Annotated in this window: 6 protein-coding genes, 1 pseudogene and 1 other annotated feature; of the genes and pseudogenes, 6 read left to right on the top strand and 1 reads right to left on the bottom strand. The window is 39.5% G+C overall.

Translation table 11 applies throughout. From position 1 onward, the window contains the following. The 6 genes and pseudogenes from EI161_RS13375 to EI161_RS14840 all read left to right on the top strand — a co-directional run. Positions 1 to 204 (top strand): helix-turn-helix domain-containing protein (locus EI161_RS13375; RefSeq protein WP_192529774.1); only part of this gene is annotated, 204 nt, incomplete at its 5' end. Between the two features lie 103 nt (positions 205 to 307). Then, positions 308 to 436 carry a TetR family transcriptional regulator gene (locus tag EI161_RS14975; RefSeq protein WP_263972276.1) on the top strand — a complete coding sequence of 43 codons (129 nt, stop codon included), beginning with the start codon at positions 308 to 310 and terminating at the stop codon, positions 434 to 436. Next, positions 399 to 947 carry a TetR/AcrR family transcriptional regulator gene (locus tag EI161_RS13370; RefSeq protein ID WP_318779373.1) on the top strand — a complete coding sequence of 183 codons (549 nt, stop codon included), beginning with the start codon at positions 399 to 401 and terminating at the stop codon, positions 945 to 947. Before EI161_RS14975 ends, EI161_RS13370 begins: the two co-directional genes overlap by 38 nt. A gap of 101 nt (positions 948 to 1,048) precedes the next feature. Then, positions 1,049 to 1,702, top strand: a complete 654-nt coding sequence (locus EI161_RS13365; protein WP_058023642.1) for an HdeD family acid-resistance protein — start codon at positions 1,049 to 1,051, stop codon at positions 1,700 to 1,702. A 106-nt stretch (positions 1,703 to 1,808) separates the two neighbouring features. Then, positions 1,809 to 3,770 (top strand): oleate hydratase, encoded by a 1,962-nt coding sequence (locus EI161_RS13360; RefSeq protein WP_192524700.1) that lies wholly within the window; start codon positions 1,809 to 1,811, stop codon positions 3,768 to 3,770. 241 nt (positions 3,771 to 4,011) lie between these two features. Beyond that, positions 4,012 to 4,472: pseudogene (locus EI161_RS14840) on the top strand (transposase); the annotation flags it as partial. Further along, positions 4,287 to 4,403, top strand: a sequence feature (AL1L pseudoknot). It overlaps the preceding pseudogene by 117 nt. Positions 4,473 to 4,513: 41 nt before the next feature. On the opposite strand, the gene EI161_RS13355 reads toward EI161_RS14840, so the two are convergent. Next, positions 4,514 to 4,792 (bottom strand): IS30 family transposase (locus tag EI161_RS13355; RefSeq protein WP_192524318.1); only part of this gene is annotated, 279 nt, incomplete at its 5' end.

The raw sequence follows: 4,792 nt of genomic DNA, 5'->3' as shown, positions 1-4,792 counted from the left end.
AAAGGGGCGAAACATAGTATTAAATTTATAGCTGATGCATTAGGCAGAAGTCCCAATACCATATCAAAAGAGCTTAAGCGCAATGAAAGTCTGCACGGTTCCCGGGCTAATTATGCCAACAACAAAGCCCGTACAAGACGATCAAACAACGTTTTCACTATCATCGCTGACGTATGGGATTGGGTGACAGACAAGCTCATATAATACCTTACACAATAAAACAAAGAACCCATATAACTTAACATCTAATACTTGAACAGTTGGTTAGTATAAGGGTTGAGAAGCTTAACATAAATAAGGGAAGCCTGTGAAACGTGCAGAGCAAGAGCGCTCATTACAAACTAAAAATAAGATATTATTAGCAGCCCTTACCGAGTTTGCTTCAACAGGTTTTGATGGTGTTTCAACGCGCGCCATTGCTGCGCGCCATTGCTAAAAAAGCAGAGGTGAACCATACCTTGATTAGCCATCATTTTGGTTCCAAAGAAGCGTTGTGGAAAGCCACGGCAAAATTATGTTTTGAGATTTACAGTGAACACAATTTTGAGAAGCGCAGAAACATGCAAGATGCTGAAGCTCGTACTTTAGTGAAAGTGCTGTTAAAAGATTTTATAAAGTTTTGTGCCAACTACCCCGATATTCATCATTTTTTGATACAGGCTAATAAAGGAGATTCGGAAAGACTTGACTGGTTTGTCGAAAACTATTTACGCACTATTTATGATGAAGAGCTGGATATTATTCGAAGAGCACAAAAACTAGGATTGGCTCCTCAAGGAGACAGTATGCATATTCGCTACTTATTACTGGGTGCAGCCACGTCTATTTATACCTTTGCCCCTCAATTTGCAAGATTATCTGGGAAAGACCCTTTTTCTGATGAATTTATTGAGCAGCATGTAGACTATGTTTTAACGCTTTTCACGACCTGCGCCAAAAAGCTATGAGATAGATCACAACGATCTACCTCGTAGCTTTTTTGCATTAAAGACAATTAATATTATATCAAGCCGTTATTTTGCAACATACATAGATATCGAGATTAAAAATGAGTTCAATCACTAGAAATATCTTCGGCACCATCAATAAAACTATTAATCATTGGTATATTCCACTTGTCGTTGGCATTATTTTTATTGCCACCGGGATATATACCTTTGTTTCACCACTTGAGTCTTATGCTGCGCTCGCTATTTTATTCAGCATATCTTTCATTATTTCAGGCGCTTCTGAAATTGCATTTTCTTTATTAAATAAGGAGGTACTTAATAATTGGGGTTGGTTTTTAGTCCTTGGGATTTTAACGTTAATTGTTGGTGTTCTTTTGTTTGTTAACCCGGCAGTATCGCAAGCTACCCTGCTTTTTTATGTGGGTTTTTTAGTATTGTTTCGTTCCATTAGTGCTGTCAGCCATTCATTTGAGTTAAAAGAATATGGCTTTTCTGATTGGGGGTATTTAACAGTAATAGGGGTTGTCGGTATTGTTTTCTCCTTTATCTTATTATCTAACCCTATACTTGGTGGCATGACAGTTGTTATATGGACTGGCTTAGCCCTGATAACCAGTGGCTTTTTCAGCATGTACCTTGCTTTTAAATTAAAAAGACTAAAAGACTTACCAAATAATATTTCTAATGAACTAAGAAGTAGGTTCAATTTAGTATCACAAGAAATTAATAACGTATTAAACAGTAAACAATAACTACATTCTCATTTGGTCACTGACCTATAAATATTTAAGTTAATAGCAGCTTCATTTTAAAACAACACTGAGTCATAAGACTCTTTAACCCACTAAGGGGATAATAATGAAAAAGACTAATGAAAAACAAAAAACTATCGACAGCTTTCCACATCAGCCAGATGCTAATAAAGCCTATCCACACCACTACCCACAAAACACCTTGCCGTTTGCTGACAAAATAGGCAACTATCAACGCAATATCGGTAGACCAACCGACGCTTATAAGGACAGTAAAGTCTATATCATCGGTAGTGGTATCGCGGGCTTATCCAGTGCTTACTACTTCATTCGTGATGGTAAAGTACCGGCAGAAAATATCACCTTTTTAGAGCAACTAGAGGTGTCAGGCGGCTCCATGGATGGCTCAGGTAATGCTAAGAATGGCTACATCATACGTGGTGGCCGTGAGATGGAATTTACCTACGAGAACTTTTGGGATGTCTTCCAAGATATTCCTGCAGTAGAGATGCCAGAGCCATACAGCGTACTAGATGAATATAGACTGATTAACGATGATGATCCTAACTATTCAATCGCTCGTTTGGTACATCAGCAAGGTAAAATCAAAGAAACGAATGGTGTTACTCTAAAAAAATCTGACCAATTAGCATTGATACGTCTACTACTAAAACGCAAAGAAGAATTAGATGATGTGCGAGTCAATGATTACTTTAGCGACAGCTTCTTTGAAAGTAACTTCTGGATACTTTGGAGCACCATGTTTGCCTTTGAAAAATGGCACAGCTTGCTTGAGTTAAAACTATATATGCACCGCTTTTTGCATGACTTAGATGGTCTGCATAATATGTCGATGCTAGTATTTCCAAAATACAATCAATATGATGGGTTTATCGTACCGCTACGTAACTATCTCATCGAAAAAGGGGTTAAATTCCAATACGATACTTCGGTGACGGATTTAGATATTGAGTTTAATCAAGCTGATGACCATGAATCTGTTAAGGGTTCAGCTAATGAGCCAACCAAAACGGTCAAAGCCATCATTGCAGAAGTAGGTGGTAAGCCTACCCGTATTACTATTACAGAGAATGATTATGTAGTAGCAACCACAGGCACAATGACTGATGATACACGATATGGTGATAACGATTCTGCGCCAAACCTAGATGCTATGTTAGACAATCAAGGGCAATCAAAAGGTTGGACGCTTTGGAACAATCTTGCTCATAAGTCCAGCGTCTTTGGTCATCCTGGAAAATTCAATGGTAATGTGAATGAGTCTGCATGGATGTCAGCCACACTGACTTGTAAGCCTTCTGCATTGGTAGATAAGGTTAAAGAGCTGTCTGTTAATGATCCATACTCAGGTAAAACAGCGACAGGTGGTATCGTCACCTTTACCGATTCTAACTGGGTAATGAGCTTTACTTGTAACCGTCAGCCGCATTTCCCTGATCAACCAAAGGACACCTTAGTACTTTGGGTGTATAGTTTGCTGATGGATAAAGATGGCAATTATATTAAGAAACCAATGCCAGAATGTACAGGTAATGAGATTTTAGCAGAGCTTTGCCATCACCTTGGTATTATCGATGGGTTAGACGGCGTGGTTGACAATACCATTGTTAAATCTACCTATATGCCATATATTACCTCACAGTTCATGGTACGTGCGCAGGGCGACCGTCCTGAAATTGTACCGCAAGGTTGTACTAATCTAGGCTTAGTAGGACAGTTTGTCGAAACTAAAAACGATGTGGTATTCACCGTCGAAAGCTCCGTTCGTACGGCTAGAGTTGCGGTATATAGTCTACTTGATATAAAAAAACAGGTACCTGATATAGACCCATCTCAATATGACATTCGTCACTTATTACGTGCGGCAAATACGTTAAATGATGGTAAAGGATTTATTGGAGAAGGCTTATTACGTAAGCTCTTAAAAGATACCTATTATGAGCATATCTTGCCACCTACCCATCTAAACAGTCAGGAACAGGCTAAGCGTAATGACTCTATTTTTTCAGAGTATTGGGAGTCTATTAAAGGTCTTTGGCGTAAATAAGCTCCTTTAGATTGCACAGCTTAATACCTCTATTGCTTTAGGCAACGTACATATCATAAAAAAGGCTCCCTTTTGGGAGCCTTTTTCTATTCGCTAATAAATCACTTTCTACCAAGCGCACTCATGACTTTAGGCTTAGGTGAGCTATGCTTGTAGTGGTCAACTAATTTAGGACACCTAATAAGAGGTTTTGAACCACCCCGGGATTGTCGGAGACTTAATATTCTGAGAGAATACGACAATGAAAACACGAAACTACACTCCCGAAATTAAAGAAAGAGCCGTTCGCATGCTGATTGAAGCATTAAGCGACTATCCCTCTACATGATCAGCCATTCAAGCCATTGCTCCTAAGATTGGCTGCACGCCTGAGACCCTGCGATCATGGCATAAAAAGCACATAGACCAAACTATCCCTGCATCATTACAAGCTCAAAGCCAAGAGCAGCGTATCAAAGATCTTGAACGTGAGAACAAAGAACTAAAGCAAGCCAATGAAATTATACGCAAGGCTGCCGCTTTTTTCGCCCAGGCGGAGCTCGACCGTCCACTCAAGTAATGGTCAAATTTATTGATAATAACAAGCTAGAATACGGGGCCCTAGCCATCTGTAGAGTACTACCGATTGCCCCGTCAACCTATTACCGTGCTAAAGACATGGAGTGCTGCCCTGAAAAGCGTTCACTGCGCAGTCAGCATGACGACTATTATATCAGTCTTAGATTAACACACCAAGTGCAACGCTAAATTATATTATAGAACACCTGATTGGGCGTTTTAAACCCTAAGCGTTTTCTTGGTCTGTTGTTTAGTTTATTCTCAATGTCCTGTATCTCATTATCAGAGACTTGTCTAAAGTCACAACCCTTAGGCAAGAACTCTCTGATTAATCCGTTGGTATTCTCGTTGGTTCCTCGCTGCCATGACGCATAAGCATCGGCAAAGAAGAAGGAAGTAAAGAGCTTTCGTTTCACCTTCTTATGCTGAGCAAACTCTTTACCATTGTCAGAGGTAATGGTCTT

The organism is Psychrobacter sp. FME5 (genome assembly GCF_014861375.1).
Taxonomy (GTDB): Bacteria; Pseudomonadota; Gammaproteobacteria; order Pseudomonadales; family Moraxellaceae; genus Psychrobacter.
Note: the sequence above shows the minus strand (reverse complement) of the source record. Positions and strands in the feature narration are given on the sequence as shown.